At 63.3% G+C, this 26,089-nt stretch carries 29 protein-coding genes; 14 read left to right on the top strand and 15 right to left on the bottom strand.

Annotation, left to right across the window (positions count from 1 at the left end; all coding sequences use genetic code 11):
• The first annotated feature begins 173 nt into the window (after window positions 1–173).
• From P0Y58_17890 to P0Y58_17875, 4 genes are all read left to right on the top strand, one after another.
• Window positions 174–1,058: an EamA family transporter gene (locus P0Y58_17890; protein WEK28778.1), complete on the top strand. Its 885-nt coding sequence runs from the start codon at window positions 174–176 to the stop codon at window positions 1,056–1,058.
• A 69-nt stretch (window positions 1,059–1,127) separates the two neighbouring features.
• Window positions 1,128–1,448 (top strand): YbjQ family protein, encoded by a 321-nt coding sequence (locus tag P0Y58_17885; GenBank protein WEK28777.1) that lies wholly within the window; start codon window positions 1,128–1,130, stop codon window positions 1,446–1,448.
• A gap of 138 nt (window positions 1,449–1,586) precedes the next feature.
• A complete protein-coding gene (locus P0Y58_17880) occupies window positions 1,587–1,775 on the top strand; it encodes a hypothetical protein (GenBank protein ID WEK28776.1) in 189 nt (62 codons plus the stop codon).
• A gap of 142 nt (window positions 1,776–1,917) precedes the next feature.
• Complete coding sequence (locus P0Y58_17875; protein ID WEK28775.1) at window positions 1,918–2,229, top strand: hypothetical protein; 312 nt, start codon at window positions 1,918–1,920, stop codon at window positions 2,227–2,229.
• Window positions 2,230–2,275: 46 nt separating this feature from the next.
• On the opposite strand, the gene P0Y58_17870 is transcribed toward P0Y58_17875, so the two are convergent.
• Both P0Y58_17870 and P0Y58_17865 read right to left on the bottom strand, forming a co-directional pair.
• A complete protein-coding gene (locus tag P0Y58_17870) occupies window positions 2,276–2,608 on the bottom strand; it encodes a hypothetical protein (protein WEK28774.1) in 333 nt (110 codons plus the stop codon).
• Between the two features lie 300 nt (window positions 2,609–2,908).
• A complete protein-coding gene (locus tag P0Y58_17865; GenBank protein ID WEK28773.1) occupies window positions 2,909–4,051 on the bottom strand; it encodes a beta-lactamase in 1,143 nt (380 codons plus the stop codon).
• A gap of 119 nt (window positions 4,052–4,170) precedes the next feature.
• Between P0Y58_17865 and P0Y58_17860 the strand changes: the two genes are divergently transcribed.
• Window positions 4,171–5,163 (top strand): bile acid:sodium symporter, encoded by a 993-nt coding sequence (locus P0Y58_17860; protein WEK28772.1) that lies wholly within the window; start codon window positions 4,171–4,173, stop codon window positions 5,161–5,163.
• Window positions 5,164–5,313: 150 nt separating this feature from the next.
• Here the strand turns inward: P0Y58_17860 and P0Y58_17855 are convergent, their stop codons facing one another.
• Both P0Y58_17855 and P0Y58_17850 read right to left on the bottom strand, forming a co-directional pair.
• Complete coding sequence (locus tag P0Y58_17855; protein ID WEK28771.1) at window positions 5,314–5,907, bottom strand: DUF4157 domain-containing protein; 594 nt, start codon at window positions 5,905–5,907, stop codon at window positions 5,314–5,316.
• On the bottom strand, window positions 5,894–6,457 hold the full coding sequence (locus tag P0Y58_17850; GenBank protein ID WEK28770.1) for a TetR/AcrR family transcriptional regulator: 564 nt from the start codon (window positions 6,455–6,457) through the stop codon (window positions 5,894–5,896). The genes P0Y58_17855 and P0Y58_17850 overlap by 14 nt, the downstream gene beginning before the upstream one ends.
• An 89-nt stretch (window positions 6,458–6,546) precedes the next feature.
• Between P0Y58_17850 and P0Y58_17845 the strand changes: the two genes are divergently transcribed.
• A complete protein-coding gene (locus P0Y58_17845) occupies window positions 6,547–7,278 on the top strand; it encodes an SDR family oxidoreductase (GenBank protein WEK28769.1) in 732 nt (243 codons plus the stop codon).
• A gap of 28 nt (window positions 7,279–7,306) precedes the next feature.
• Complete coding sequence (locus P0Y58_17840; protein ID WEK28768.1) at window positions 7,307–7,921, top strand: 2-hydroxychromene-2-carboxylate isomerase; 615 nt, start codon at window positions 7,307–7,309, stop codon at window positions 7,919–7,921.
• Here P0Y58_17840 and P0Y58_17835 read toward each other — a convergent pair.
• The 5 genes from P0Y58_17835 to P0Y58_17815 form a co-directional block, all read right to left on the bottom strand.
• Window positions 7,894–8,193, bottom strand: a complete 300-nt coding sequence (locus tag P0Y58_17835) for a hypothetical protein (GenBank protein ID WEK28767.1) — start codon at window positions 8,191–8,193, stop codon at window positions 7,894–7,896. The two genes, P0Y58_17840 and P0Y58_17835, sit on opposite strands and share 28 nt — an antisense overlap.
• A gap of 2 nt (window positions 8,194–8,195) precedes the next feature.
• Complete coding sequence (locus tag P0Y58_17830; protein ID WEK28766.1) at window positions 8,196–8,741, bottom strand: cupin domain-containing protein; 546 nt, start codon at window positions 8,739–8,741, stop codon at window positions 8,196–8,198.
• A gap of 81 nt (window positions 8,742–8,822) precedes the next feature.
• A complete protein-coding gene (locus P0Y58_17825; protein ID WEK28765.1) occupies window positions 8,823–10,028 on the bottom strand; it encodes an MFS transporter in 1,206 nt (401 codons plus the stop codon).
• Window positions 10,029–10,114: 86 nt separating this feature from the next.
• Entirely contained in the window at window positions 10,115–10,648 is a 534-nt protein-coding gene (locus P0Y58_17820; GenBank protein WEK28764.1) for a cytochrome b, read from the bottom strand.
• Complete coding sequence (locus tag P0Y58_17815) at window positions 10,645–11,697, bottom strand: catalase family peroxidase (protein WEK28763.1); 1,053 nt, start codon at window positions 11,695–11,697, stop codon at window positions 10,645–10,647. Before P0Y58_17815 ends, P0Y58_17820 begins: the two co-directional genes overlap by 4 nt.
• Window positions 11,698–11,820: 123 nt before the next feature.
• Here P0Y58_17815 and P0Y58_17810 point away from each other — a divergent pair, with 123 nt between their 5' ends.
• The gene (locus P0Y58_17810) at window positions 11,821–12,342 is read left to right on the top strand and encodes a sigma-70 family RNA polymerase sigma factor (GenBank protein ID WEK28762.1); all 522 of its coding nucleotides are present in this window, start codon (window positions 11,821–11,823) and stop codon (window positions 12,340–12,342) included.
• Window positions 12,339–13,091 carry an anti-sigma factor gene (locus P0Y58_17805; protein ID WEK28761.1) on the top strand — a complete coding sequence of 251 codons (753 nt, stop codon included), beginning with the start codon at window positions 12,339–12,341 and terminating at the stop codon, window positions 13,089–13,091. The genes P0Y58_17810 and P0Y58_17805 overlap by 4 nt, the downstream gene beginning before the upstream one ends.
• Before the next feature lie 159 nt (window positions 13,092–13,250).
• Here P0Y58_17805 and xthA read toward each other — a convergent pair whose 3' ends face one another.
• On the bottom strand, window positions 13,251–14,063 hold the full coding sequence (gene xthA, locus P0Y58_17800; GenBank protein WEK28760.1) for an exodeoxyribonuclease III: 813 nt from the start codon (window positions 14,061–14,063) through the stop codon (window positions 13,251–13,253).
• 162 nt (window positions 14,064–14,225) lie between these two features.
• Here xthA and P0Y58_17795 point away from each other — a divergent pair, with 162 nt between their 5' ends.
• From P0Y58_17795 to P0Y58_17785, 3 genes are read left to right on the top strand one after another with little or no spacing between them, the layout of a single operon-like run.
• On the top strand, window positions 14,226–14,876 hold the full coding sequence (locus P0Y58_17795) for a GNAT family N-acetyltransferase (GenBank protein WEK28759.1): 651 nt from the start codon (window positions 14,226–14,228) through the stop codon (window positions 14,874–14,876).
• Window positions 14,877–14,928: 52 nt separating this feature from the next.
• Window positions 14,929–16,671 carry an autotransporter assembly complex protein TamA gene (locus P0Y58_17790; GenBank protein WEK28758.1) on the top strand — a complete coding sequence of 581 codons (1,743 nt, stop codon included), beginning with the start codon at window positions 14,929–14,931 and terminating at the stop codon, window positions 16,669–16,671.
• Window positions 16,668–20,342 carry a translocation/assembly module TamB gene (locus P0Y58_17785; protein WEK28757.1) on the top strand — a complete coding sequence of 1,225 codons (3,675 nt, stop codon included), beginning with the start codon at window positions 16,668–16,670 and terminating at the stop codon, window positions 20,340–20,342. Before P0Y58_17790 ends, P0Y58_17785 begins: the two co-directional genes overlap by 4 nt.
• A 19-nt stretch (window positions 20,343–20,361) precedes the next feature.
• On the opposite strand, the gene P0Y58_17780 is transcribed toward P0Y58_17785, so the two are convergent.
• From P0Y58_17780 to P0Y58_17765, 4 genes are all read right to left on the bottom strand, one after another.
• Window positions 20,362–20,916 carry a DUF2589 domain-containing protein gene (locus P0Y58_17780; GenBank protein ID WEK28756.1) on the bottom strand — a complete coding sequence of 185 codons (555 nt, stop codon included), beginning with the start codon at window positions 20,914–20,916 and terminating at the stop codon, window positions 20,362–20,364.
• 76 nt (window positions 20,917–20,992) lie between these two features.
• Window positions 20,993–21,637 carry a DUF2589 domain-containing protein gene (locus P0Y58_17775; protein ID WEK28755.1) on the bottom strand — a complete coding sequence of 215 codons (645 nt, stop codon included), beginning with the start codon at window positions 21,635–21,637 and terminating at the stop codon, window positions 20,993–20,995.
• Window positions 21,638–21,699: 62 nt separating this feature from the next.
• Window positions 21,700–22,080: a Mor transcription activator family protein gene (locus P0Y58_17770; protein WEK28754.1), complete on the bottom strand. Its 381-nt coding sequence runs from the start codon at window positions 22,078–22,080 to the stop codon at window positions 21,700–21,702.
• A 248-nt stretch (window positions 22,081–22,328) separates the two neighbouring features.
• On the bottom strand, window positions 22,329–22,787 hold the full coding sequence (locus tag P0Y58_17765) for a hypothetical protein (protein ID WEK28753.1): 459 nt from the start codon (window positions 22,785–22,787) through the stop codon (window positions 22,329–22,331).
• 150 nt (window positions 22,788–22,937) lie between these two features.
• Between P0Y58_17765 and P0Y58_17760 the strand changes: the two genes are divergently transcribed.
• Window positions 22,938–23,126, top strand: a complete 189-nt coding sequence (locus P0Y58_17760; protein WEK28752.1) for a hypothetical protein — start codon at window positions 22,938–22,940, stop codon at window positions 23,124–23,126.
• A 35-nt stretch (window positions 23,127–23,161) separates the two neighbouring features.
• Here the strand turns inward: P0Y58_17760 and P0Y58_17755 are convergent, their stop codons facing one another.
• Window positions 23,162–23,536, bottom strand: coding sequence for a fe2+ zn2+ uptake regulation protein (locus P0Y58_17755; GenBank protein ID WEK28751.1), 375 nt, complete (start codon window positions 23,534–23,536; stop codon window positions 23,162–23,164).
• Between the two features lie 196 nt (window positions 23,537–23,732).
• Between P0Y58_17755 and P0Y58_17750 the strand changes: the two genes are divergently transcribed.
• Entirely contained in the window at window positions 23,733–26,039 is a 2,307-nt protein-coding gene (locus tag P0Y58_17750; GenBank protein ID WEK28750.1) for an acylase, read from the top strand.
• The last annotated feature ends 50 nt before the right edge of the window (window positions 26,040–26,089 follow it).

Here is a 26,089-nt window from a genome sequence, read left to right as displayed (position 1 = left end):
GCTATGCAGGCCTGTCGCGATACAAGGCCGCTGCAATTGACAGCGTCAACCGGTGATACTGTAACAGTCTTACTGTTGCGCAACCCTTTGCCGCAACTGTGCTGGTCCCTGTTAAAGGAATAGCCTTATGCTGTAACGAAATATGTCTATAAAGCCTGAGGAAGGACGCTGCAATGCCGCTCAAGGACCTGCTCATCGCCCTGGTGGTGATTGTCGCCTGGGGAGTCAACTTCGTGGTCATCAAGGTTGGCCTTGACGGCTTGCCGCCGATGTTGCTGGGGGCGCTGCGCTTCTTGTTGGTGGCGTTCCCGGCCATCTTGCTGGTCAAGCGGCCCAAACTGCCCTGGCGCTGGTTGATCGCCTACGGTGCGACGATTTCGCTGGGCCAGTTTGCCTTCCTGTTCCAGGCAATGTACAGCGGCATGCCGCCCGGGCTGGCCTCGTTGATCCTGCAGTCGCAGGCGTTCTTTACCCTGGGTTTCGCTGCGCTGTTCCTCGGGGAGCGGCTGCGCGTGGCCAGTGTGCTGGGGCTGTTGGTGGCGGCCAGTGGCCTGGCGTTGATTGGTAGCGAAGATGGCGGCCATGTTCCCCTGCTGGCGCTGGTGCTGACCTTGTGCGGTGGTGCCATGTGGGGCATCGGCAACATCATCACCCGGCGTTTTGGCTCGGTTGACCTGGTGGCGTTGGTGATCTGGGGCGGGTTGATACCGCCACTGCCGTTCCTGGCGTTGTCCTGGTGGCTGGAAGGGCCTGAGCGCATTGGCCATGCCTTGGCCAATATCAGCTGGAGTTCAGTGCTGGCCCTGGTGTACCTGGCCTTTGTTGCCACCATGCTCGGCTACAGCCTGTGGAGCAAACTGCTGTCGCGTCACCCGGCCGGCAAGGTGGCGCCGTTCTCGCTGCTGGTGCCAGTAATTGGCTTGAGCTCGTCGGCGCTGTTGCTGGGTGAACGCCTGTCCGCCATTCAGGGCTGGGGCGCCTTGCTGGTGATGGCGGGGTTGCTGGTGAACGTGTTCGGCGCGCGTATCGGGCAGCGGTTGCGGGCGGCCAGCGCGTAAGCCGCGTCAATATACAGATGGGCGCTCTGTTAGAATCGGCCTCTTTACCTGGGTCAACGGAGCGCTTTCATGATCATTTCCACCACCAGCCAACTCGAAGGGCGCCCGATTGCCGAATACCTGGGCGTGGTCAGCTCCGAATCGGTGCAGGGCATCAACTTTGTGCGGGATTTTTTTGCACGTTTTCGCGACGTCTTTGGCGGCCGCTCGCAAACCCTGGAAAGCGCCCTGCGTGAGGCGCGCGAGCAGGCCACCGAGGAGCTCAAGGCGCGGGCTCACCAGTTGCGTGCCGATGCGGTGGTCGGTGTGGACTTTGAAATCAGCATGCCGTCGGTGCAGGGCGGAATGGTCGTGGTATTTGCCACTGGCACGGCAGTGCGCTTGAAGTAGAGCGGTCTGCCACTGGTCGGCTGCAGGGCGCTTGTCCGGGCGGTCCGCAAATGACCGGCTAGTCTCATTTTCACAGGCCGCGTTTTCTGGGTGACTTTTCTGGTTACCGGCGCGACTGCCACTGGAGGGAGACAGGGCATGAGCGAATCCTTTTTCGAAGACCTGAACGATGCGTTCCCGATCAACAGCCAAGTGCGTTGCGGCCAGGCGGCTTTCCGCCTGGGGTTCGCCCACATGACGCTGGATGATTCCGAACTGCTCCAGCCTGCACACCTGCAGCGCAGTAAAAAAGGCCGCTTCATGCCGCGGGTTCCGCTGAAGAAGTGATCCCGCCCCAGTAAATGACCCCGCCCAATGGCGGGGTTTTTATTGCGCTTTGTTGATCCGCCTCATGGCATTGCCCGGTTGCGGTCGCCGGCTGGCTGAGGTTGTGGTTTTCTGTCGTGGCATTCCAGCAACGGAGGATTGAATGCTCATGCGAGTCAGGGAACAGACTTTTTGGCGTTGGGCCGACGCCCAGTTGCACAGCCGCAGCCACGACGAAGCCCTCAGTGACGGAACTACGCTGGATGTGCAGGTGCGCTTGTCGCGTTTGGGGGCGACCCAGCTGTTTTTAGGGGTGTATGGCGGGGATGGGCGGGCATTGCTGGAGGAGTACTACCCTGCGCGGCCAGGGGAGACCATGACCCGCGCGCTTGTGTGGGGTGTCGACCGTGCCCGTGCGATGGCCACCGGTGCCTTGCCTTTGCCAGAAATCCGCGGCCAGCGGCGCCAGGCATGAAAAAGCCCGGCCTATGCGGGCCGGGCTTGGTTAAGGGTGAGAACCCTCAGTTGAGCGGTTCAATCACCTTGACTGCCTGCCGCTCACGGGCGGCGGGCCATTCTTGTTGCAGGGTCTGCAGCACGCGGCCAACGAACTCGGTGTCGGCGGCGGCCTTCTTGCCGACGTAGCCTTGGCCGCGGCGGTAGACCTTGAAGCGGGCACGCATGCTGGGCAGGTGCTCTTCAAATTCATCTTCGATGGTGTTCGGTGGCAGGCGGTCGAGCCGCACCTCACCGCTTTGGCTGACCCACAGCAAGTGGTCGTCAAGGCTGTCCTTGCGTACGGCGAACAGCTGCGCCAGTTGATCGATAGTCGGATTGTTGTTCAAGTTCATCATAAAGCCCCCATTACCCATTCGTAGGTGATTTTCACAGTTGGCGCTAACACGGTGTAGCGCACTACCAACGCTGCTACAGCAGCATCGCAACAGGGGCTTTCTCACGCTGCCTTTTGGACAGTTCCCTCTCCACGGACGGCCTGCGTTACCGCGCAAGCCGTCTGGAACACCCTTGCCACCGCTCCCGATCAGGGAGACGGCTTCATCATGCCCAAGCGCGATGAGCGGCGTCAATGATTTTGTAGTGAATATTTTTAAGCACTACATTTCTGTCGTTTTGTTCGACAATCCCAGCTCTCACTACAGCCCGGACAGGATCTCGAAGGCTGTACGAACCCGTGCTTCGTTCGGGTAATTTCGATTGGCCAGCATCACGACAACCAGCTGTTCGGAGGGCACGAACGCGGCGTATGCACCGAAACCGTTGGTTGAACCGGTTTTGTTGTACCAGGCTGCCGGCTGCGCGGGCAGGGGCGGTTGCAGGCGTGTAGTAGCCTGCGGTTCCCGGATCAGGCGAGGGCTGTTGCCATCGACCAGGGTCGCCAGCGTGACCGGGTAGGGGTAGCGCTCCCAACCCAGGCCCTGAGTCATGGCACCCACCTGGAAATAGCCCTGCTGGGTAATGGCCGTGGCTTTCACCAGGGCCGGTGGCAGGCCCTGCGGCTGCATGTGCAGGCGCACGTAGCGCAGCAGGTCGCTGGCACTGGTCTTGATGCCGTAGGCCTCGTCGGCGTATGGGCCGGGGCCGACGCGCACTGGTTTGTCGGCGGCGTCGTAGCCTTGCGCATAAAGCCCCTGGGCGCTTGCCGGAACCTGCAGGTAAGTGTTTTTCAGGCCCATTTTGGCCAGCAGGCCATCCGTCATCAGCGTCGCAAACGGTTGATGCTGCGCGCGGGCGGCCAGGTCTCCGAACAGGCCAAGGCTGGGGTTTGAATAGCAGCGCTGGGTGCCCGGCTTGGCACGAGGTTGCCAGTGGCGGAAGAAGTCGACCACCTGCTGCGGTGTTTGCACCGCATCCGGGAACTGCAGGGGCAGGCAGTCGGCACTGTAGGCGCCCAGTTCCAGTACGCTGGCGTCGCCGATGGATGCCCCGGCCAGTGCCGGGTGATAGCGCTTGGCAGGAGCCGCGAGGTCCAGCTTGCCCTCGGCACTGGCCAGTGCGGCCAGGGTGGCAGTGTAAGTCTTGCTCAGCGACCCGATCTCGAACAGCGTGTCTCGGCTGACCGGCACGTTGTCGGCCTTGCTGGCGACGCCGTAGCTGAAGTAGTGCGCGTGGTCGCGGGCATAGATCGCCACGGCCATGCCGCTGATGCCTTGTTCTTGCATCAGAGGGCGGATTATACGGTCTACCTTGGCTTGCAGCTGGTCGTCGGCCTGGGCGCTGGCCTGGCCCAGTGTGAGGGTAGTGGCGGCCGCGAATGCGGCCAGGCGGGAGAGGGGCATGTGACGGTCCTTTTGTGTAACGTGTCCGTTGAGCGATACCGGTGGGGGTTCCGGCGTTAGCAGCGAAAAGCCGCAGACCTTATCGTTTGCCCTTGCACAATGACAAGACGGACACTGTGATGAAGTATTTGCGCATGTTATTCGATAATTTCACCCTCGCTTTGCTCGGGGTGGTTCTGATCGCTACGGTGCTGCCTTGCTCGGGTGATGGAGCCGTATATTTCGGCTGGCTGACCAACCTGGCCATCGGCCTGCTGTTCTTTCTGCATGGCGCCAAGCTGTCGCGCGAGGCGATCATTGCCGGTGCCGGGCACTGGCGCCTGCACTTGCTGGTGTTCTCTTGCACGTTCGTGATGTTCCCGCTGCTTGGCCTGGCGTTCAAACCGTTGTTCCTGCCGCTGGTGGGCAACGAGTTGTACCTGGGCGTGCTTTACCTGTGCGCCTTGCCGGCCACGGTGCAGTCGGCCATTGCTTTCACCTCGCTGGCCCGCGGTAACGTGCCCGCCGCCATTTGCAGCGCGGCGGCCTCCAGCCTGCTGGGCATCTTCCTGACCCCCTTGCTGGTGATGATGCTGCTGGGCGCCAGTGGAGACACCGGTTCTGGCCTGGACGCCGTGCTGAAAATCACCCTGCAACTGCTGGTGCCGTTTGTGGCCGGGCAGATTGCGCGGCGCTGGATCGGTGCCTGGGTCAAGCGTAATGCGCGCTGGCTCAAGGTGGTGGATCAGGGTTCGATCCTGCTGGTGGTGTACACCGCCTTCAGCGAAGCCGTGGTCACGGGGTTGTGGCACACGGTATCGCCGCAGCACCTGGCCGGGTTGTTCGCCGTGTGCGGGATTCTATTGGCGGTGGTGCTGCTTGGCACTCGCGTGCTTGGCAAGCTGCTGGGCTTTGACCTCGAAGACCGCATCACCATCCTGTTTGCCGGCTCCAAAAAAAGCCTGGCTACCGGCGTGCCCATGGCGCAGGTGCTATTCGTGGGCAGTGGTATTGGCGCGATGATTCTGCCGCTGATGCTGTTTCACCAGATCCAGCTGATGGTTTGTGCAGTTTTGGCGCAGCGTTATGCCAGCCGTGAGCAAGCGGCTGAAGAGGTTTCGCCGGCGTCCTGACAATCTCGTTGCCGTGGTTGCAACATCTAAAAGCCTGCGCATTCTCTGTGGGAGCGGGCATGCCCGCGAACACCGGCGAAGCCGGTGCCAGCCACCGCGTTGCCTGTTTCGCGGGCATGCCCGCTCCCACAGGGTATCGTGCTGCTTCTGCTATCTGGCCTGGCCTGAAGCGCGTTCGCGCATTGCCTTGCCCACTTCGGCCTCGATCTTGTAGGCCGGCCCCTCCAGGTCGTCATAGTTGCGCGTATAGCGCCGGGCGAATTCTTCCACGCCCAGCTCCTGATACTGCTGCACATGCTTGAGCTCGTGCGCCCACAGGGCCACGTTGTCCTCGGCATCGTCAGCCCGGCGGAAGATGATCGTGTCGATCAGCGTCACGGCGTTTACGTCGGGGTTCTGCAGCAACGCGTTGGCTGCGCTCATCTGCTGTTCGTCACCCACCCGGAAGCGCGCCGCATCGAGCACGGCAAAGTCGTACCAGGGCTCGAGTTGCGCACGGATATGCAGCGGGATCGGCTCGACGCCGCTGGCGGTGGCCTCATCCCTGGCCTGGCGCAAGGCAAACGTCAGGCTGGATGAGGCCATCACCTCCACATCCTTGAGAATCTGGCCGGCTTGCCCAGGGTCTATCGGCGCACAGAAACAGCCCATCAGGCACACCTGGTATTGCCCGGGTGGGCATGCTTGTTCGGCCAGCGCGGGCAGCGCCAGCGTCAGGCCCAAGAGCAGGCTAATCCGCTTCATGCAGGGCCTTTTCGACAAACTGGCGGCTTGCATCCAGCACCTGCGACTGCACTTGCTCGGTGGCCAGCATGCGCCCGACCATCAACGCACCCACGCACTGGCTGATCAGCACCCAGGCCAGTTGATCATCCTCCAGGGTTGCGCTCCAGGCGTGATGCAGCTCGACCAGCCAGTGCTCGGCTTCTTCGCGCACCGGCGCTGCGGCCCGGGCGATTTCCACGCCCAGCGGCGGCAGCGGGCAGCCGCTTTCGGCATTGTGCAGGTGGGCCAGGCTCAGGTACTGCTGCAGACAGCGGCCCAGGCGTTCGCGGCTGGCGCCCTGGTTGGCCAGGCGGGCCAGCGGGCTGTTGTGCAGCTCTTGGCGCACCACCTCCGTGAACAGGTCGTCCTTGGACGGGAAGTGGTTGTAAAAGGCACCGCCGGTCAGGCCGATTGCCTTCATCAGCCCGGCCACCCCAGTGCTGGCGAAGCCCCCACGCTTGGCCAGCGCGCCGCTGCTGCTCAGCAACCGTTCGCGGGTCTGCTGCTTGTGCTCATTGGAGTAACGCATTCACTTGCCTCTGCAGACGGGCTTGACGATGACGGTGATCATAACATAGCGTTCGTTTACTAAACGATCATTCACCAAAGGAGGCAGGCATGTCAGAACAACAAAAGGTAGTGCTGGTGATCGGTGCGGGCGACGCCACTGGTGGCGAGATTGCCAAGCGCTTCGCCCGTGAGGGTTACGTTGCCTGCGTCACGCGGCGGCAGGCTGAAAAGCTGCAACCGCTGCTGGAGGAAATACGCGCCGCTGGCGGCCAGGCCCACGGTTTTGGTTCTGATGCGCGCAAGGAGGAGGAGGTGGCGGCGTTGGTCGAAACCATCGAGCGCGATATCGGCCCGATCGAGGCGTTTGTTTTCAATATCGGCGCCAATGTGCCCTGCAGCATCCTTGAAGAAACCCCACGCAAGTTCTTCAAGATCTGGGAAATGGCCTGCTTTGCCGGTTTCCTTACAGCTCAGGCGGTCGCCCGGCGCATGGTGCAGCGTGAGCGCGGCACGATCCTGTTCACCGGCGCCACCGCAGGCACCCGTGGTGCGGCGGGTTTCGCAGCGTTCGCCGGGGCCAAGCACGGCTTGCGCGCCTTGGCCCAGAGCATGGCGCGTGAGCTGGGGCCGCGGAACATTCATGTCGCGCATGTGGTGGTGGACGGGGCCATCGACACCGCCTTCATCCGCGACAGCTTCCCCGAGCGCTATGCCCTGAAAGCCCAGGACGGCATCCTCGCCCCGGCGCACATTGCCGATAGCTACTGGTTTCTGCACGCCCAGCCCCGAGACGCCTGGACGTTCGAACTGGACCTGCGCCCCTGGATGGAACGCTGGTAAGCCCTATCACCAAGCAAGGACCGTAACCATGCACAAGACTGTCGATTTCTTCTTTGACCTGGGCAGCCCGGCCAGTTACCTGGCCTGGACTCAACTGCCAGGCCTGTGTGCCCGCCAGGGTGCCACGTTGCATTACCGGCCAATGCTGCTGGGCGGGGTGTTCCAGGCTACCGGCAATGCTTCGCCGGCCATGGTCCCGGCCAAAGGGCGCTATATGTTCACTGACCTGGCACGTTTTGCGGCGCGCTACGGGGTGCCGTTCGGGCTGCCACCGGGGTTTCCGATCAATACCTTGACCTTGATGCGCGGGGTGATGGGCACCCAGTTGCGCTCGCCGGAGCGGTTGGAGGCGTTGCTGTCGGGACTGTTCAATGGGCTGTGGGTGCAGCGTCGCAACTTGAGCGATCGCGCCGTGCTGGACGAAACACTGAGCCAGGCAGGGTTCGATCCGCAGGTTTTTCACGCGCTGGCGGCTGACCCTGAGGTGAAAGCAGCGCTCAAGCAGGCGACCGAGGTGGCAGTCGAACGCGGAGTGTTTGGCGCGCCGACGTGCTTTGTCGGTGAGGCAATGTTCTTTGGGCAGGACCGGCTGGACTTCGTCGAGGAGGCGTTAAGTCAAGGTGCGAGCAGCTTCTCGAGCTGAGTACGTTCCCACAGGCTGAGCAGGTCGACCGGGTTGGTGCCATACCGCTGCCAGTCCTCGATCGCGGCTTGCTCGCCGTCCGGCGACTGGCAACTGACGCAACGCGCCAGGCCTTCGGTATCGAGGGCCAGCGTCAATTGCCAGCCCTGGATGTCGACATCGACCAGGCCGCCATCGCGGCGTGCACTCACCTCAAGGTGATGCACGCCAAGGGCTGCGTTGCGCAGGCTTTGGTAGATGGTCCGGGTGTTCAGCGAACCGCTGCGCGTCAAGGTCAGAAGTTCGCCGGCGTGTTGGCGCTGATGATCTCGGCCTCGTCTTGGCCGATGTTCTTGAAGCTGTGCGGCAGGGTAGTGGGGATGTAGTAGCCGTCGCCCGAGCTGAGCACGCTGACTTGGCCATCGACCCACAGCTCCACGGTGCCGCGGGTGACCAGGCCACATTCTTCGCCTTCGGCATGCACGATTGGCTCGCCTGAATCAGCACCCGGTGCATACAGTTCGCGTAGCATGCGCATCTGTCTGCCTTCGACACTGGCACCGACCAGCAGCATGCGCAGGCCATTACGGCCCAGGTCCGGCTGCTCGCCGCCGCGGAACACGAAGCGCTCTTCTCGCACCGGCTCGTCGAAGCTGAAGAACTCCGCCAGGCTCATGGGAATGCCTTCGAGCAGTTTTTTCAGGGAGCTGACCGAAGGGCTGACGCGGTTCTGCTCGATCTGCGAGATCGTCGAATTGGTCAGCCCGCTGCGGCGGGCCAGTTCCCGTTGGGAGAGGTTGTTGCGTTCACGCACCAGTTTGAGTCGCGTCCCCGTGTCCATAGCCGCCTTGTTATCAGAGGTGTAAAAAATAATGAGCGACGCGCATTAAAACACACTCTGCACACTTGCGCGCTGTGCTTGTCAGGCACGTTGGTCGCGCGGCATTGGCCATAGCCCGACCAGCAGCAACAGCGCGGCCACGGCCAGGAACGGCAAGCGCGGATCAAGGGCATAGACCAAGGTGCCAGCCAGTGGGCCGATCACCGCCCCCATGCCCTGGGCCGCACCAATGGAACCCGCTGTGGCACCTTGTTCGGAGGCGTGCATGGCGTTGGCCGCCAATGCAGAAAACGACGGGAAGACAAAGCCCATGCCCGCTGCCGCGACGAAGTAGCAGCCCCATAGCCAAGGTGCGGTGGTGGCGAGCGAGCCGCATGCAAAGCCCAGGGCTGAAACCGTGGCGCCTACGCGGATCATTTTCAGGGGCGGCCATTCCAGCTTGCGCAGCAGTACCTGTGACAGCATCAGCGCCACGCCCACTGTGGTCAGGGCGATGCCGGCGGCCTGGGCTGCTTCTGCCGGGCCCAGGTGCAGGCGGTCGAGGGCGAAGAAGCCGACGATGATCTGCGATACGGTGACGCTGAGCATGGCGCTGAACGCTACCAGCAACGGCCGGCGCAGCCGTGGGTCGTTCAAACGCACAGGGTTCGGGGCATAGTTGTGGGGCAGCGCTTGCGGTTTGAGGGTGAACAGCAGCACGAGAAAAGCACTGGCCGGCAGCAGTGACATGATATGGAAGGGCAGGCTCAGGCTATGCCTGGCCAGCAGCGCCGCCAGCGCCGGCCCCACGACCAGGCCGACAGCGTTGGCCGCGCCCAGCGAGGCCATGGCCCGGGCACGACGCTGCGGCTCGACATGATCGGCGATCAGCGCATTGCAGCCTACCGGGATAGCCGCATAGAAGGCGCCGATGCAGCCGCGTGCGACCATCAGGCCGATGAATGCTGCGGTCGCTCCCGGCAGCCAGCGCAGTGCGCCTTCGACAAACAGGCATAACAGCCAATAAGCCAAGGTAAAGCCGGCGGTGCCCAGCAGCAGGATACGCCGACGGCCCAGGCGGTCTGCCGCACGGCCCCAGGGCCGGGCCAGCAGTACCCAGACCACGCCGGCCACCGTCACGGCGGCGCCGGCCTGCCAGGTGGCCATGCCGAGCTGGCGGGCAATCGGGCCGATCAGGGCGACGAAGGCCATCATCGACATGGTACAGGCCATGTTGGCCAGCAGCAGCGGACGCAAGTCCAGGGTGCTGGCAGGTGTAAGGGTTGCAGGATCCTTTGCGACGTTCATAGGGCAGTCCAGGGCAGTGCGGCAAAAAGAGAGCCGATCTTATTAAGAATTATTATTGTTTGTCGAATGCCCCGTGCTGCTGCATGTCATTCACTGCGGCGCAGGGGGCCAGGCCACATGCTACGCAACACGCCGTCGCGGCGCACCCACGCGTGCATCAAGGCTGCCGCCACATGCACCAGTATCGTGGCAAACAGCAGGTAGCCGGCCCAGCCATGCGCCAGGCGCAGCACGGCATACAGTTGCAGGTTATGCGGGGCGATGGCGGGTAAGCCCAGCGGGCGAGGGTAGTCGCCCGCCGACAGCATGGCCCAGCCCAGCAGCGGCATGGCCAGCATCAGGCCATAGAGCACCAGGTGCGAGGCACCGGCGGCCCAACGCTGCAGGGTTGGCAGGTCTCGCGGCAAGGGTGGGTGAGGCACGGCCAGGCGCACGCCGATACGCAGCACCACCAGCACCAGCAGCGCCAGGCCGGTGGCCTTGTGCAGCCCTATCAGCACGGGGTGGCGTAGTGACAGGTCAGCCACCATGCTCACGCCGATGAACAGCATGGCCAGGATCAGCACGGCCATCAGCCAGTGCAGCAAACGGGCTAAAGGGTGGAAAGCTTCGGGTTTCATGGGCGGGCTCCGGTGCTGAGCGATTCACGGCTGCGGCGGTTGAACGATTCCGAGTAGGCCGCCGAACGGGCGGCGAGGATGGGGTCGGCGGATGCCTCTATGCCTCGGGGCAGGATCAACGGGTCGAAGTTGATGTCGCGGCATGCCCCCTGTTCGGGCGCGTCGACCTGTTCCAGCACCAGGGTGCCGGCATCTACGCTGCGCCGCTCTGCAGGCCAGGGCTGGGCTGGGTCGTCGACGGCATCGCCGGGTTCGGCCAGCACCAGGCGAAGCGTCCAGCGCAATGGGCCCTGGGCCAGGCGTTGCTGCAGGTCGTGCTGCAAAAACTGTTTGTCATCAATCTGGGTGGGCAGCGCGGCGAACGCGGTTTGCGGCTCAAGCTGCCAGCGCACTGGTTGGCGAGTGCCGCCTGCGTCGATCAGGTAAAAGGCATTGATGCTGTGGTATTGGGTGCTGGCGAAGCTATTGCTGGGCTTGTAGCTCGCCGCCCATTGGCGAAACGCAGCGCTTTCCGGGTGGGCTGCAAAAAACGCCTGCAGGTTGGCCGGGTTCGGTTTGCCGGTGGCCGGGTCCGGCGTGTTCGCCAGTACTTGCTCGTAGAACCCTTCCGGCGTGCTGATTGCCAGCACGGGTGGGTTGTTCATGCCGGTACGCCAGACCTGCCCGTCGTCGGTGCTCAGTTCAATGGCCAGGCTGCGCACGGGTATGCCGGTGTCCGGGGCAAACGGGTTTGCGCCGCCAATGGCGAAACGGCCGATCACCGGCACGTGCGCCTGGCTGAATACGCGCGCCGTGGACAGCTTGGCGGCCTGCCCACTGGGCTGGAAGTAGCCGCTGACGCACAGGCCCTTTGCGTGGTTCTTGCGGTAGCCCGGGTAGTGCCCGGCCTGGGCCTCGAACGTATCAATGATGCGCTGTGGTGTCAGCCGGGGTTCGCCGAGCCAGCCGGCAGCATAGGCAAAGCCGGCCGCTGCGGCCAGCGTCACGGCGCCGATGGCAGCCAGGCGCAAGGCTTTCGCCGGGCCGTGCAAAGGTGAGTTCATGGTCATCGTCCGGTTTGGTGAATGTGCCGGTACGACGGAGCGGGGAAAAATTTATTCCATCGACGGGAATAGAATTTCCTGGCAGGCGTCTGCCCTTACAATGACACCTTCAAAGGCCGGGACTTTGCCATGCATGATCTGGACGACCACCAGTGGCGCGAGCTGCTGGGCCGCCTGCGCCGCTTTGCCGTGTGGCTGACCCGCGAGCCGGGCAGCGCCGATGACCTGGTGCAGGCCACGGTCGAGCGGGCCCTGAGCCGACGCGACCAGCAACGCGACGCCGAGGCGCTGCGGGCCTGGCTGTTTACCATCCTCTATCGGCTTTTCCTTGATGGTAAGCGCCGCGACCGTCTGCATGCCCGGTGGCTGTCCTGGTTTGGGCGTGGCGAACGTGAGGAAGAACCGGCCGGCGACAATCTTGAATCCATTGTCCTGGCACAAGCTGACCTGCAGGCGTTTGCCCGGTTAACAGCCGAACAGCGTGCCTTGTTGCTGCTGGTGAGCATCGAAGGCCTGAGTTACAAGGAAGCCGCCCAGGCCTTGAGCATCCCCATCGGCACCGTGATGTCGCGCCTGTCGCGCGCCCGCAGTGCCTTGCGCGAACTGACCGAGGGCACCCCCCAGCCCCCGGCCTTGCGGAGATTGAAATGACGCGTCTGATCCCCAGCGAAGACGAATTGCACGCTTACGTCGACGAGCGCCTGGGGCCTGTGCGCCGGGCCGAGGTGCAGGCCTGGCTGGCGGCGAATCCGCAGGCTGCGGAGCGAGTAGAGGGCTGGCGCGCCGATGCCCGACGGCTGCGTACGGCGCTGGCCGGGTTTGGCGAATTGCCCGGTTCGGCCCAACTCGACCTTGGCCAGTTGCGCCGGCAATTGCGCCAGCGTCGGCAGCGGCGCTGGGCAGCGGCGGCGGTGGTAACGCTGGCGTTGGGCGTGGGAGGGCTGGGCGGCTGGCAGGCGCGCGATGCGTCCCTGGCACGCGTCGACCTGCCCATGGCCGATGCCGTCCAGGCGCACCGTTTGTTTGCCGGCAGCGAGGCGCTGGATATCCAGGCCAGTGATCCAGGGCAGTTGCGCGACTGGCTGGGGCGGCATTTCAGCCGCGTGGGGCAATTGCCGGATTTGGCAGGTTACGGCTTCAAACCGGTGGGCGCGCGGTTGCTTAGCAACGAGCAGGGACCGGCGGCACTGCTGGTGTTTGAGGATGGCAAGGGCCAGCGCATCAGCCTGTTCCTGCGCTCACCGGGCGAACTCTATCGGCGCATGCCGGACGGGCAGCGGGTGGATGGCCAGCTGGAGGCGCGGTACTGGTCGCATGGGGCTTACAACTTTGCGTTGGTCAGCGCGGCGGATGATGTGCGCGGGGCGGGGGTAGGGGAGGCGCTACGGCTGGGGTTGTGAATATCAGCTTCGCCGCCAGAATTGCCGGGGCCGCTGTGCGGCCCATCGCAGGCAAGCCAGCTCCCACAGGGACCGCGCAGTTCTTGAGACTACGCTTTACCTGTGGGAGCTGGCTTGCCTGCGATGGGCTGCAAAGCAGCCCCGATGCTGCCTCTGAGGTCAGCCCAGTTCCAGCCAGATCGGCGCATGATCCGAAGGCTTTTCCATTCCCCGCAGTTCATAGTCAACACCCGCAGCCTTGATCCGCGGCACCAGGTGCTGCGAGGCCATGATCAGGTCGATGCGCAGGCCACGTTTGGGGTCATCCTCGAAGCCACGGCTGCGGTAGTCGAACCAGCTGAACCGGTCGGTCACGTCCGGGTACAGGTGGCGGAAGCTGTCAACCAGGCCCCAGCCTTTCAAGCGTTCCATCCACTCACGCTCTTCTGGCAGGAAGCTGCACTTGCCGGTCTTCAGCCAGCGCTTGGCGTTGTCCGGGCCGATGCCGATGTCGCAGTCCTGCGGCGAGATGTTCATGTCGCCCATCACCAGCAGTGGTTGATCATTGCGGAACTGGCCTTCCAGCAGTGCCTGCAGGTCACTGTAGAAACGCTGCTTGGCCGGGAACTTGGTGGGATGGTCGCGGCTTTCGCCTTGGGGGAAGTAGCCGTTCATGATGGTGATCGGGTTGCCATCGGCATCGGCAAAGGTGCCCCAGATGAAGCGGCGCTGGGCCTCTTCTTCATCGGTGGCAAAGCCTTTGTGCACGCTCAACGGGGCCTGGCGCGACAGCAGGGCCACGCCGTAGTGGCCCTTCTGGCCGTGATAGTGCACGTGATAACCCAGCGCCTGCACGTCTGCCAGCGGGAACTGATCGTCGCTGACCTTGGTTTCCTGCAGGCCGATCACGTCTGGCTGGTGCTTTTCGATCAGTGCTGCCAGCTGGTGCGGGCGGGCTCGCAGGCCGTTGATGTTGAAACAGACGATCTTCATGGAAAGACAATCCCGGTAAAAGGCGCGATGCTAGCCGACATCGCCCCACATCACCAGCGTGGCGGCTTCTGGGCCCTGCTGCTAACGTGCAGTTGGGGGTGAACGAAGCGCGGTGGTGCACCTCCAAGGCAATGTACGCCCATTCCAGGAGGTCTGCCCGCAATGCCCGAAACCACTGCCGCTCCGGCCCATGTCTGCCTGCTCGATGATGGCTACAGCCGCGAGGCGCGTTCGCTGCTGTACAACGCCTACCGCCACGAGCCCACCTTTGCCTACATCTTTGAGGCCCAGCGCCCGGGGTACGAGCGACGCTTGCGGGTAATGGTGCGCGAATGGGTGCGCCAGCATTTTTACCTGCAGTTACCTGCCATCGGCTTGCTGGTGGACGACCGCCTGATTGCCTTGGCGCTGATCGTGCCGCCGCTGCGCCGGTTGGGCGTGGCCGACAGTTGGGCCTGGCGCCTGCGCATGATCCTGGGCACTGGCCTGCGCTGCACGCGCCGTTACATGGACTATCAGGCCGCCCTGGCCACCTGCCTGCCAACCGATCAGGTGCATGTGCTGCCGTTGCTGGGGGTACACCCGCAATTTCAGGGCAAGCACTACGGTGAGCAATTGTTACAGGCCGTGCACGACTGGTGTGCAGACGACCCCGGCACCCAGGGTGTGGTGCTGGACACTGGCAACGAGCACTACCTGGCCTTCTACCAGCGCCAGGGCTATGAAGAAATTGGCGAAGTCGCTGTAGGGCCGATCCGGGAGCGGGTGTTCTTTCATCCCAATCCAGTGTCTTCAACTTCCACTTTTGCCTGAACATCCCGCCAGGCGGCTCCCTTGAGCGCCTGGCTCTGGTAGCATTCGCCGCATGACGTATTCAGGAAGATTGACCTGGGGCCTGGTTTTCTGGGCCGCCAGTTTCGCAGCATGGGGCCAGAGCGAGTTGCTGGTGAAGGTTAAACCGGCCAACAAGGCGCTCAAGGCCAATGTCGAAGGCTATATAGGCACCCTGGGTGACCGCGATGAAGAAGCATTGTTGCGCTTCAGTCGCGGGGCAGAGGAGCAGGCGCGCAAAGCCGCGCAGGCACTTGGCTACTATCAGGCGCAGATCGATACCGAGGTAAAGCCCCCCAAAGATGCAGACCATTCCCCGCAACTGATCCTCAGCATCAACCCGGGCGAGCCGATTCGCCTGCGCAACGTGACCGTGCGCATCGAAGGTCCGGCCAGCCAAATGAGAGCCTTTCGTGTGCCCGACAGCAAGGCGTTGCGCGCAGGCGAACAACTCAACCACGGCCATTACGAAGATGCCAAGCGGCTGATCCAGAACCAGGCGTCGCGCTACGGCTTTTTCAGTGGACGCTTCAGCAGCCAGCGCCTGGCGGTCGACCCGCAGGCCGGTGTGGCCGATATCGAACTGGTCTACCAGAGTGGCCCGCGCTATCACCTGGGCGCCGTCACCTTCGGCGGCGACACGCCGCTGGACGACGACCTGCTGCAGCGCATGGTGTCGTTCAAGCCGGGCACTCCGTACGACTCGGAACTGATTGCCGAATTGAACAATGACCTGCAATCGAGCGGGTATTTTGAAGGCGTGCGGGTAGATGCAGCGCCCACAGCCGCCGTGGGTGAAGAAATCCCCGTGGATGTCCGCCTGGAAACCCGCAAACCACGCACCATGGGGCTGGGCCTGGGCTTTTCGACCGACGTCGGGCCACGCGGCAAGGCCAACTGGACGCGCCATTGGGTGAACCCCCAAGGCCACAGTTACGGTTGGGAAACCGAGCTGTCCGCACCCCGGCAGAACGTTGGCCTGTGGTACGACATCCCTCTCGACCCACCACTGACCGACAAGTTGCGCTTCGCCGGCGGCTACCAGAACGAGGAACTTGCCGGTACCGATACCCTCAGCAAGCTGCTGACAGTCGGCCCCGAGTGGCACAGCAAGCTGCCCAGCGGCTGGCAGCGGGTCATTTCGCTCAAGTATCAGCGCGAGGAGTATCGCCTGGGTGACGATTCCGGGCTGAGCAACCTGCTGATGCCGGGGGTGAGCTATTCCTTCCTGCGCAGCGACAACCGTATTGATCCGCACAACGGCTACCGCTTGCAGTTCGATGTACAGGGGGCCAAGGAAGGACTGGTTTCCGACACCAACCTGTTGCACGGCAACGTACTGCTCAAAGGTTTGACCACGCTTGGCCACAACCACCGCCTGCTTGGTCGCGTACAGTTCGGTGGCAGTGCGACCAATGGCTTCAAGAACAACATTCCGCCGTCGCTGCGTTTCTTCGCCGGTGGCGACCAGAGCGTGCGCGGCTATGACTACCAGACCTTGTCGCCGAAGAACAGCGATGGCGACCGCATCGGCGGGCGCTACATGGTGGCCGGCAGTGTCGAGTACCAGTACTCGCTGACCGAAAAATGGCGGATCGCGACGTTTGTCGACCAAGGCAATTCGTTCAACAACCTTGAACTGCCCAGCCTCAAGACCGGTGTCGGTTTTGGTGTGCGCTGGGTATCGCCGGTCGGGCCGTTGCGCCTGGACCTGGCCAAGGCGCTGGATGACGAAGGGGGCATTCGCCTGCACTTTTCCATGGGGCCTGAGCTGTGAAACGCGTGATCAAATACATTCTGCTGGGGCTGCTCGGGGTAGTCGCAAGTCTGGGCCTGGCACTGGGCCTGCTACTGGGCACCGAGGCGGGCAGCCGCTGGGCGCTGGGCAAGGTGCCCGGGCTTGAGGTGGCCGACTTCCAGGGCCGCCTGGCGGGCAGTTGGCAGGCCAGCATGCTGCGCTGGGCCGATGGCGGCAGCACGGTAGAGGTGCAGGCGCCTTTACTGGCCTGGTCGCCTGCTTGCCTGCTGCGCGCCACCCTGTGCATCGACCGGTTGCAGGCACAACGCATCGACATGGCCTTTGCGCCAGGCACCGAGCCGGCCGACAGTGGTCCGCTGCAGTTGCCAGCGCTGCGCTTGCCGCTGGCCATCGAACTGGGTGAGGTCAAGGTCGGCCAACTGCGGCTGGATGGCAGCGACCTGCTGGGGGACTTGCAACTGGCGGCTCACTGGACCGGTACCGGGATGCGCATCGACAGCCTGCACCTGCAGCGCGATGACCTGCAATTGAACCTGCAGGGCGACCTGCAGCCCGAAGGTGACTGGCCATTGCAACTCCAGGCGCAGCTGCAACTCCCTGCCGTTGAGGGCAAACCCTGGCAGCTGGCGCTGACCGCCACCGGCGATTTGCAAAAGACCTTGAAGCTTGACGGCACCAGCAGCGGTTACCTCGACGCCACGCTGAGCGGGCAGTTGCAGACGTTGGCCGAGCACTTGCCAGCGACCCTGCAGATTCGTTCAGAGGCGTTCAAACCGGCGGGCGCGTTGCCCGACACCTTGCAGCTGAATCAACTCAAGCTTGATGCCAAGGGCGATCTGCTCAAGGGCTATCAACTGTCGGGAACGGCCAGCCTGCCGGCTGAACAGTCGCCGATCGCGTTGGCGTTGTCCGGGCTGGTCGATAGCAAAGGTGCCAGGGTTGACGCCCTTGACCTGACTGCCAGCGACACCCAGCGCGTCAAACTGCAGGCCTCGGCCGACTGGCAGCAAGGCCTGACCGCCGACGCGCAACTGGACTGGCAGGACTTTCCGTGGTTGCGCCTGTACCCACTTGAGACGCCGCCCGAGGTCACCCTCAAGCGCTTCAATACCCAGGTGCATTATCGCGATGGCAATTATCAAGGCACCTTCAAAGGCGACCTGGACGGCCCGGCGGGGGCGTTTAACCTGGCCAGTCCGTTCGAAGGTGACCTGACCCAGGTGAAGCTGCCGCAGCTGGCGCTGACCGCCGGGCAAGGCAAAGCCGCCGGCAGTGTTGCAGTGCGCTTTGCCGACACCCTGGCCTGGGATGTGGACTTGCAGCTTTCGGCGCTCGATCCGGCCTATTGGCTGGCGGAGCTGCCGGGTACCTTGGCGGGGCCGCTGCGCAGCAAAGGCGAGTTGAAGGGCGAGGTGCTCACCCTCGATGCCCAGCTTGACCTCAAAGGCCGCCTGCGCGGCCAGCCGGCAGTGCTCAAGGCTGAGGCCCAAGGGGCGGGGCAAAGCTGGACACTTGGCGCCCTGGCGATCCAGCTGGGTGACAACCGCATCAACGGCAGTGGCAGCCTGCAGCAGCGCTTGGCCGGGCGAATCGACCTTGACCTGCCGCGCCTGGGGCAGTTGTGGCCAAGGCTGCAGGGCCAGGTCAAGGGTCGGCTGGATGTCACCGGCACGTTGCAGGCCCCGCAAGGTACGCTGACCTTGCAGGGCCAGCGCTTGGCCCAGGCCGAAAACCGGCTGCAACAACTGGATCTGGATGCCCGCCTGGATAACGCCCAGCGCGGCGTGATCGAGCTCAAGGCCACTGGCATCAACTTGGGTGACACAGCATTAGGCACGTTGCAGGCCAGCGGCAAAGGTGACATCCGTCAGCAAGCCTTGACCCTGGCGCTGGACGGCCCGCAACTCAAGCTTGACCTCGGCCTGGATGGCCAGTTGGGCAAGGGTGACTGGCGTGGACGGCTGGCGAGTGGGCGTATCCAGGCCGGTGGCCAGGACTGGCAGTTGCAAGCCCCGGCACGCCTGCAGCGTTTGGCCAGCGGCCAGCTGGATTTCGGTGCCCATTGCTGGCGCTCCGGCCAGGCCAGCCTGTGTGGTGAGGACCAGCGCCTGGCGCCCGAGCCACGCCTGCGCTATCACCTCAAACAGTTCCCGCTCGACAGCCTTGCCCAGTGGCTGCCAAAGGATTTTGCCTGGCAGGGTCTGCTCAATGCAGATATCAACCTGGACATCCCGGCCAGCGGCCCCAAGGGCAACATCGTGATTGATGCCAGTGGCGGCACGCTGCGCGTGCGCGACAAAGGCCGCTGGGTCGATTTTCCTTACCAGACCCTGCGTGTCGACAGCACATTGGCACCACGGCGCATCGATACCCGCCTGGCCTTCCGGGGTGAGCGGCTGGGCGAGCTGAACGTCAACGCGCGCCTCGACCCGCTGGGCAAGAACAAGCCGCTGTCGGGTGATTTCCGCCTGGCGGGGCTGGACCTGTCGGTGGCCCGCCCGTTCGTGCCGATGGTCGAACGCCTGGCCGGGCAGCTCAACGGCAGTGGTCAGCTTTCAGGCACCTTGTTGGCACCACAAGTCAATGGCAGCCTGCTGCTCAGCGGTGGTGAAGTCAGTGGCGCCGAGTTGCCCGCCAGCCTTGAGGGCTTGTCGTTGCAGGCGCTGATTGCTGGCGAGCAGGTGCAGCTCAATGGCAGCTGGCGCAGTGGCGATGCAGGGCGCGGCCAGTTGAGTGGCAACCTCACGTGGGGCCAGGCGTTGGGCATGGACCTGCGCCTGCAAGGCCAGCAACTGCCCGTCACGGTCGAGCCCTATGCAACGCTGGAGGTCGCGCCTGACCTGACCTTGCGCCTGATCGACGACAAGCTGGCGGTTACCGGCAAAGTGCAAGTACCCAAAGGCAAGATCACTGTGCGCGAACTGCCGCCGTCGACGGTGAAGGTCTCGGATGACACGGTGATCGTCGGGCACCAGACCGAAGAGGGCAAAGCGCCCATGGCGATGGCCATGGACATCGATGTCGAAGTGGGCCGCGACAAGTTGTCGTTCAGTGGCTTTGGCCTCACCGCCAACCTGCTTGGCCATGTGCATATCGGCGACAACCTCGATACGCGGGGTGAGTTGAGCCTGGCCGAAGGCCGCTACCGTGCCTACGGCCAGCGCCTGACGATCCGCCGCGCGCGCTTGTTGTTTGCCGGCCCGATCGACCAGCCGTATCTGGACATCGAAGCCATCCGCACGGTCGATGACGTGATTGCCGGTATCCGCCTGAGCGGCAGTGCCGAGCAACCCACCACCAAGGTGTTTTCGGAACCGGCCATGAGCCAGGAGCAGGCGCTGTCGTACCTTGTGCTGGGGCGGCCGCTGGGCAACTCTGGCGAGGACAACAACATGCTTGCCGAGGCAGCGTTGGGCCTGGGACTGGCTGGCAGCGCCGGTATTACCGGCAGCCTGGCGTCGAGCCTGGGTATTGATGACTTCCAGCTGGATACCGAGGGGTCGGGCAACAGCACCAGCGTGGTTGCCAGCGGCAACATTACCGAGAAACTGAGCCTGCGTTACGGCGTAGGTGTGTTCGAGCCTGCCAACACCATTGCGCTGCGCTACAAGCTGAGCAAGAAGGTGTACCTGGAAGCCGCCAGCGGGCTGGCCAGCTCACTGGACATCTTCTACAAGCGCGATTTCTGAAGCGGTGCCGGGGCGGCCGTCAGCGCACGGTGGCCGCCTCGATGAATTCGTTGCTGTCGGGCGAGGGCTGTGGATCGGGGGCACGTACCGGGACAATCAGGTTGGTGTATTCATCTATCAACCGGTTCAGGGCTTCTGGCGGTTCACTGGCCTGGAACTGCATGCGGATCTGCACTTCGTCAGGGTCACGGCTTTCGCCCTGGCGACCTTGGCCGCCGATGGTGACCTTGAAGCTCGCGGTCTTGTTCTCGCTCGCGGTCAGCAGTGCCTGTTGCGCTTCGGTCCCTTTCACCCGTACCGAGAGGTCGACCTGCATACGCTCCAGGGCCAGGCCTTTGGGCGACACCAGTGCAAACAGCGGGACGCGCATGATGTGCTGCCCATCCATGGCCACTTCGACCATCTTGGCTTTCATGGGGGCGCCCAAGGCATCGGTGTCGCACTCGAAAAACTGGTCGAACAGGTTGATGTACTGCTGGGCAATCAGGCTGTTGGTGGCGCTGGCGGCTTCTTGCAGGCCGCGGGTGATCTCTCGCAGGTCAAGGGACGTCATGGGGGCAGGGGGCTTTTGCAATTGTTCCACTCCTCAAGCCGGATTGTGCCCCTCCTTTGGCCAGTCAGGAGGGGCTATTGTGTGGGGCCCTACCGTGTCACGGGGTCGGGGTGCCTTCAGGTTCGGGCCCTTTTAACCTGTCTGCCTGGGAAATCTCGTCCGGGCTTTCCAGTTCAGCCGCTTTGATGACGGTTGGCTTGGTCGCAGCATCGGTAAGAAACTCGATCACCCTCATCATTGCTTCAGGTGGTTCCTGGCGCCTCATTGTCGTGTTGAAGGCGTAGCGGGCGCGGGTGTCGGTCTTGCGTGTCTGGGAAGACTTGTGGCTGACGCTGCCCTTTACGTTCAGCTTGAACGGCCCCCAGCCCAGTGAGCCGGTCACCTCTGCACCCATTTCCGTGCTGGAGGTGTCTTCCGACATCTGATTGATGATGAGTTCGAATTCGACATTACCCTCATCGATGGAGATGTTCGGGTGGGTGATGGCCGCCAGCAGCGGCACCTTCATGGTCTTGCTGACGACACCTTTGTATTCACCCTGTTCGTCAACGATGGTCTCGTCGTAGTCGAACTGGATGGCCACGGCCTTGCCGTCCTGCACGCACACCTGCATCAGGAAGTCGGCGTACGACTTGCTGGCGGTAACCTGTGCCTGGACCATGGCCTGCAGGGGGCCTGCGATCATGCGGTCCATGGGCAAGGCGTTGATCACGGATCCGATGAGGCTGTTGTCTATCGACATGCTTGATTGCTCATTTGGTTAAGGGGAAAGGTGGCCACCCTTGGTGGCCAAGGTGCTGGCCGTTAGCGAGCGCAGGTTTCCTGGCGACGGATGTTGCCGATCTGGCGCAGGCTCAGGCCGTATTTGTTGGCCAGCAGGCTGCGTGAAAGGCCATTGGCGCTTTCTTCCTGGATTTGCTGGTTGCGCAGCTGGCGCAGGAAGTGGTCAGCCTTGGGAATCTCCAGGGCTACCCCGGCAAAGCGCTTGATCAGTGCGTCGAGCGCTTCGGCCGGCAGCACGTCGGCGAGCTTGGTGCGCTCGCGGTACTTGGGGATGTATTTGGGCCTGCCGCCGTAGGCGCAGGTCAACTGGTAGGCGTTGTCGATACCGATACAGTCGACCAGGGCCTGCAGCGAGTGGGGCAGTTGGCTGATATCGATACGGCTCAAGTCTGGTAATTCCATATGGCGCTCCTTCGGGATGGGTCATGTGCGACCCGATCACCAGCGGCGTTATGTCGACGGTGTGAGCAAATTTTGTGTGACAGCCCCGGCGCGTCGCTAGGCGGCATATGGGTTGCGGTTTGTAGCCTCGGTGAACAGGGATTGCAGGCAGCGATATCCTGCGCTGTAGGAGATGTCTTCAAGGTGCGGCTGTGGCCGTTGATTTCCCATCAGGGCGCCCCGCTTGTCGAGCGATGGTGCAGTTACCCTCAGTTGCAGGGGTAGCTGCTCAGCAGGCTGGCGCTGCGCAGGTAGGCGTGGGGGCTGTCGAGCATGCCCTGTGGCAGCGTCCGCCAGTCGACCAGCAGGCACAATGCATGCAATGGCTGCGCGCCGCGCTGACCGATGACTGTGCCGGGAAAACTGCGGCGGTACAGCGCCTGGGTCTGGTGCAATACCTGCACATGATCGGCTTGGGCCAAGGTCTGCCGGGCCAGGTTGGGCAACTGTGCCATGGGTGCAGTGAAATGCACCGGCGCACCGTGTGCCTGCAGGTAGCCGGCCTGACGCACGCGCTGCCACAGTTGCTGCCACTGGCTGGCGCCGGCATGGCGCTCCAGGTCGTGGCCAAGCTCCAGCAGTTGCGCCGCTGTGACCTCGCGGGTGTCCAGTGCATGAAGGGAAAGGGGGGTCAGAATGAGGGATGCGAACAGCAGCGGTTTGTACATGATGCCTCCGGCATGGGTGCTTGGAACCCCATGCTTTCAGGCAGCCGCCTCCCTACCCAGCAGGAAATGCAGCGCCGGGCCCTATGGGCGTTGTATCATTGCCACGGCTCGTTGCGAGCCATTTGCCCCTGATGTTGCAAGGAACTTTCGATGACACACGTGCAGCGCCTAAAATATTCCCTTCTGATCATCCTGGTGGTACTGGGCCTGATGCTGGGCCTGTCCCACTTGCAGAAGCAGGGCACGATCAGTGAGCAGACCTTCCAGATGCTGGCCATCGCCATCGCCGTGGTGGTCGTGGTGATCAACGGCATTCTGCGGCGCAAGGTCAAGCCCTGACCCGTGCGGGCCGGCCAGGTGTGGCCGGCCTGCGCTCAACGCGACGATGTCTGCTCCAGTACGGCGCGTGCCTGGGGGTTGAGGCTGTAGCACTTGTCGTCGCCCAGCTCGATGACGCCTTCGGTGCACAGCCGCTTGAGCACTTCACGCACGCTGAGGAATGACAGCGGAATGTCCAGTTGCTCCAGTTGGGCGTGCACGCCGCGTACGCCAATGCTGCGGCCATTGCGGTCGGCGGCGTGCAGGGCATCGATCACCTTGAGCCTGATCAGGCTGGTACGCAGACCGAAGGTGCGCAGCAGCTCGCGGATCTGTTCGTTGCCGATGCGTTCGTCAGAAAAAACGCCCTGTCCGTTGGGCGCTTTGCCTGGGACGCGCCCGGCTTGGATCGAGGGTTGCGGGTTGTACATGTGAATGCTCCTTTTCGTGGACGAACCCGAAATGTGGTTGCCTCACTTACTAGGACGAATGAGAACGCAAAAACTGCAACCCACTCGTAAAAAAAATGCCTGTTCCTTCTCAAGACGTTCCATCGCCTTGTAATACGTAAAATTTTCACTTTGCCATTCGTCTGATCGGGATAAACCCCGCGTCCGAGGAGTGCCCGTGTTTTCACTTTCCCGTCCCATGACTTGCGCAGGCCTGGCCGCTGCGCTGGTGGCCTGCAGCGTTGCCGTGCAGGCACAGCCCACCGCCGATGCCAGTGCGCAGATTCGTCGAACCAGTTACGGGGTGCCACATATCGTGGCCAAGGACGAGCGCGGCCTGGGCTATGGCGTGGGCTACGCCTACGCTCAGGACAACCTGTGCCTGCTGGCCAACGAGGTGCTGACCGTTAGTGGTGAGCGCTCGCGCTATTTCGGTGCGAAGGGTGTGACGCTGGAGCAGCGTGACAACCTGGCCAGTGACCTGTTTTTCACCTGGCTCAACAGCCCAACGGCGGTCGATGCATTCCTGCAGGCGCAACCGGCTCAGGTGCAGGCATTGCTGGCGGGATATGCCAGTGGCTACAACCGGGCGCTGGCCGAGCGCCGCCGCGCAGGTTTGCCCGCCGAATGTGGCAACGGTGAGTGGCTGCGGCCGATCACCAGTCAGGACCTGGTCAAGCTGACCCGCCGGCTTTTGGCCGAAGGCGGTGTCGGGCAGTTCGTCGAGGCACTGACGGGGGCGCAACCGCCTACGCAGACTAGCCAGCAGGCGTCGGCGGGGTTCGCTGGTGCACTGGCGCGGCAAGAGCGCTTTGCCACCGAGCGCGGCAGCAATGCGGTGGCCGTGGGGGGCCAACGTTCTGCCAATGGCCGCGGCCTGTTGCTGGCCAACCCGCACTTCCCGTGGATGGGCGGCATGCGCTTCTACCAGATGCAGCTGACTATCCCCGGCCAACTTGATGTGATGGGTGCAGCATTGCCGGGCCTGCCGGTGGTCAATATTGGTTTCAACAGGCATCTGGCCTGGACGCACACTGTCGACACGTCCAACCACTTCACCCTGTACCGCCTGCAGCTTGACCCCAAGGACCCGACCCGTTACCTGCTTGATGGCAAGTCGCTGCCAATGACTCGGCAAACCATCAGCGTTGCGGTCAAGGGTGAAGATGGCAGTCTGAGCCAGGTCGAGCGGCAGGTCTACAGCTCGCAATTCGGCCCGGTGGTGCAATGGCCCGGGCGCCTGGATTGGGATGCGCATGCGGCCTACAGCTTGCGTGACGCCAACCTGGACAACACCCGGGTGGTGCAGCAGTGGTACCAGATCAACCGTGCCGACAGCCTGGCTGCGTTGAAAGCCTCGGTCGAAAAACTGCAGGGTATTCCTTGGGTCAACACCCTGGCCGTGGACCAGGGCGGCGGGGCTTTGTACTTGAACCAATCGGTGGTGCCGTATGTAGACCAGCAAATGCTGGGCGCCTGCAGCAACCCGCAAGGGCAAGGGCGCCTGGTGGTGCTGGATGGCTCGCGTAGCGCGTGCCAGTGGAAGGTTGACGCGCAGGCTGCGCAACCGGGTATCTTCCCGGCGCGGTTGCTGCCAAGCCTTGAGCGCCAGGACTTCGTGCAGAACTCCAACGACCCGGCCTGGATGGCCAACCCGGCGCAGCCGCTGACCGGTTACTCACCCCTGGTCAGCCGCAGTGACCAGCCGTTGGGCATGCGCGGGCGCTTTGCCCTGCAGCGCCTGCAGGGCACGGCAAAACTGGGTGTTGATGACCTGCAGCGCATGGTGACCGATGACGAGGTCTACCTGGCCAGCCTGGTGCTACCAGACCTGCTGCAATGGTGCGAGGGTGCGGGCGCGGATGTGCAGGCCGTGTGCAGCAGCCTGGCGGACTGGAATGGCAAGGCCGACCTCGACAGCGGCATTGGTCTGGTGCACTTCCAGAACCTGTTCAATGCCCTGGCCGAGCACCCGGAAAGCTGGCGAGTGGCCTTTGACCCGGCCGACCCCCAGCACACACCGCGTGGTTTGGCGGTGGAGCAGGCTGCCGTGCGCAAGCTGGTGCATGAGGCGGCTCTGGCGTCGCTCAAAAAGGTGAAAGACAGCGGTGTAGGGGGGGAGGCGCGCTGGGGGCAAGTGCAACAGGCACTGGATGGTACGCCGGTACCGGGTGGCCCGCAGGCGCTGGGCGTGTACAACGCGATGTACAGTGTGCCGCACGGGCAGGGCAAGCAACTGGTGGTCAGCGGTACCAGCTATCTGCAGTTGGTCAGTTTCACCGACAAGGGGCCAGAGGCTCGTGGACTGCTGGCGTTCTCGCAGTCGAGCGAAGCGGCTTCGGCGCACTTCAGTGACCAGACCAGGGCATTCGCGGCCAAGCAGTTGGCGGTGATTCCGTTTACCGAGGCACAGATCAAGGCCGACCCGGAGTATCGGGAAGTGGTGATCAGTGAAGGGGGCAAGGGGGCTGTGGCTCAGCAGTAAGGCACGCTGGCCTCTTCGCGGGTTTACCCGCGAAAGGGCCAGCCCTGCAG

The organism is Candidatus Pseudomonas phytovorans (assembly GCA_029202525.1).
Taxonomy (GTDB): domain Bacteria; phylum Pseudomonadota; class Gammaproteobacteria; order Pseudomonadales; family Pseudomonadaceae; genus Aquipseudomonas; species Aquipseudomonas phytovorans.
The sequence above is the reverse complement of the archived record's forward strand: the minus strand, read 5'-3'. Positions and strand labels throughout refer to the sequence as shown.

Bases quoted from the DNA above. Each gene is read 5' to 3' on its own strand.
- P0Y58_17855 (WEK28771.1), bottom strand. From the start codon at position 5,907: ATGAAGCGGATTAGCCTGCTCTTGGGCCTGACGCTGGCGCTGCCCGCG.
- P0Y58_17815 (WEK28763.1), bottom strand. From the start codon at position 11,697: ATGACCATGAACTCACCTTTGCACGGCCCGGCGAAAGCCTTGCGCCTG.
- P0Y58_17840 (WEK28768.1), top strand. From the start codon at position 7,307: ATGCACAAGACTGTCGATTTCTTCTTTGACCTGGGCAGCCCGGCCAGT.
- P0Y58_17820 (WEK28764.1), bottom strand. From the start codon at position 10,648: ATGAAACCCGAAGCTTTCCACCCTTTAGCCCGTTTGCTGCACTGGCTG.
- P0Y58_17875 (WEK28775.1), top strand. From the start codon at position 1,918: ATGCTCATGCGAGTCAGGGAACAGACTTTTTGGCGTTGGGCCGACGCC.
- P0Y58_17810 (WEK28762.1), top strand. From the start codon at position 11,821: ATGCATGATCTGGACGACCACCAGTGGCGCGAGCTGCTGGGCCGCCTG.
- P0Y58_17790 (WEK28758.1), top strand. From the start codon at position 14,929: ATGACGTATTCAGGAAGATTGACCTGGGGCCTGGTTTTCTGGGCCGCC.
- P0Y58_17775 (WEK28755.1), bottom strand. From the start codon at position 21,637: ATGTCGATAGACAACAGCCTCATCGGATCCGTGATCAACGCCTTGCCC.
- xthA (WEK28760.1), bottom strand. From the start codon at position 14,063: ATGAAGATCGTCTGTTTCAACATCAACGGCCTGCGAGCCCGCCCGCAC.
- P0Y58_17860 (WEK28772.1), top strand. From the start codon at position 4,171: ATGAAGTATTTGCGCATGTTATTCGATAATTTCACCCTCGCTTTGCTC.
- P0Y58_17760 (WEK28752.1), top strand. From the start codon at position 22,938: ATGACACACGTGCAGCGCCTAAAATATTCCCTTCTGATCATCCTGGTG.
- P0Y58_17805 (WEK28761.1), top strand. From the start codon at position 12,339: ATGACGCGTCTGATCCCCAGCGAAGACGAATTGCACGCTTACGTCGAC.
- P0Y58_17870 (WEK28774.1), bottom strand. From the start codon at position 2,608: ATGATGAACTTGAACAACAATCCGACTATCGATCAACTGGCGCAGCTG.
- P0Y58_17830 (WEK28766.1), bottom strand. From the start codon at position 8,741: ATGGACACGGGGACGCGACTCAAACTGGTGCGTGAACGCAACAACCTC.
- P0Y58_17885 (WEK28777.1), top strand. From the start codon at position 1,128: ATGATCATTTCCACCACCAGCCAACTCGAAGGGCGCCCGATTGCCGAA.
- P0Y58_17880 (WEK28776.1), top strand. From the start codon at position 1,587: ATGAGCGAATCCTTTTTCGAAGACCTGAACGATGCGTTCCCGATCAAC.
- P0Y58_17890 (WEK28778.1), top strand. From the start codon at position 174: ATGCCGCTCAAGGACCTGCTCATCGCCCTGGTGGTGATTGTCGCCTGG.
- P0Y58_17765 (WEK28753.1), bottom strand. From the start codon at position 22,787: ATGTACAAACCGCTGCTGTTCGCATCCCTCATTCTGACCCCCCTTTCC.
- P0Y58_17850 (WEK28770.1), bottom strand. From the start codon at position 6,457: ATGCGTTACTCCAATGAGCACAAGCAGCAGACCCGCGAACGGTTGCTG.
- P0Y58_17795 (WEK28759.1), top strand. From the start codon at position 14,226: ATGCCCGAAACCACTGCCGCTCCGGCCCATGTCTGCCTGCTCGATGAT.
- P0Y58_17770 (WEK28754.1), bottom strand. From the start codon at position 22,080: ATGGAATTACCAGACTTGAGCCGTATCGATATCAGCCAACTGCCCCAC.
- P0Y58_17845 (WEK28769.1), top strand. From the start codon at position 6,547: ATGTCAGAACAACAAAAGGTAGTGCTGGTGATCGGTGCGGGCGACGCC.
- P0Y58_17755 (WEK28751.1), bottom strand. From the start codon at position 23,536: ATGTACAACCCGCAACCCTCGATCCAAGCCGGGCGCGTCCCAGGCAAA.
- P0Y58_17865 (WEK28773.1), bottom strand. From the start codon at position 4,051: ATGCCCCTCTCCCGCCTGGCCGCATTCGCGGCCGCCACTACCCTCACA.
- P0Y58_17825 (WEK28765.1), bottom strand. From the start codon at position 10,028: ATGAACGTCGCAAAGGATCCTGCAACCCTTACACCTGCCAGCACCCTG.